Genomic DNA, 708 nt, shown 5'->3' on the forward strand with positions numbered 1-708 from the left:
TCGGCATGCTGGGCTCATCGGCCACGGTGATGGTGGTCAACCCCTCGGTCAAGGCGGCCAGCGCGAAGGAACTCGTGACGATGCTCAAGGCCGCACCGGACAAGACGAGCTATGCCTCGGCCGGCAACGGCACTGCTCCGCACTTCGCTGCCGAGATGTTCAAGCTCTCGACGGGCACCAGCATGCTGCACGTTCCCTACAAGGGCTCCGCGCCGGCCATCACCGACACCATCGCCGGCCAGACGCAGGTGATGTTCCCCAGCCTTTTCACGGCCGTCCCCTATGTCAAGGCCGGCAAACTGAGGGCGCTGGGCGTCGCCGGGGTCAAGCGCTCGGCGCTCATGCCGGACGTCCCCACGCTGCAGGAGCAGGGCATCGCGGACGTCGACATCTCCCAGTGGTACGGCATCTTCGCGCCGGCGAAGACGCCCGCGCCCGTCATCGCGCAGCTCAACAAGGTCCTGAACGAAGTGCTCGCCGACAAGAGCGTGATCAAGCGCCTGGAGGACCACGGCGCCGAGGTCTCGACCATGACCCCCGAGCAGATGCGCACCTACGTGGCGCAGGAGCAGGTCAAGTGGAAGAAGGTGGTCCAGGCCGCCAGGATCAGCGCGGACTGAAGATGAACAGGTCGATTCCCTGCGTGCTGATGCGCGCCGGCACCTCGCGCGGGCCGTTCTTCCTGCGCGAATGGCTGCCGGACGGCGA

Annotated in this window: 1 protein-coding gene; it reads left to right on the top strand. The window is 66.7% G+C overall.

The genetic code is table 11. From position 1 onward, the window contains the following. The coding region (locus ACCD11_RS28355; RefSeq protein WP_413316463.1) for a tripartite tricarboxylate transporter substrate-binding protein at nucleotides 1–620 on the top strand (620 nt) is incomplete at its 5' end. Nucleotides 621–708 lie beyond the last annotated feature (88 nt).

Origin of the sequence: Variovorax sp. Varisp36, from assembly GCF_047304235.1 — a bacterium.
Taxonomy (GTDB): Bacteria; Pseudomonadota; Gammaproteobacteria; order Burkholderiales; family Burkholderiaceae_C; genus Variovorax.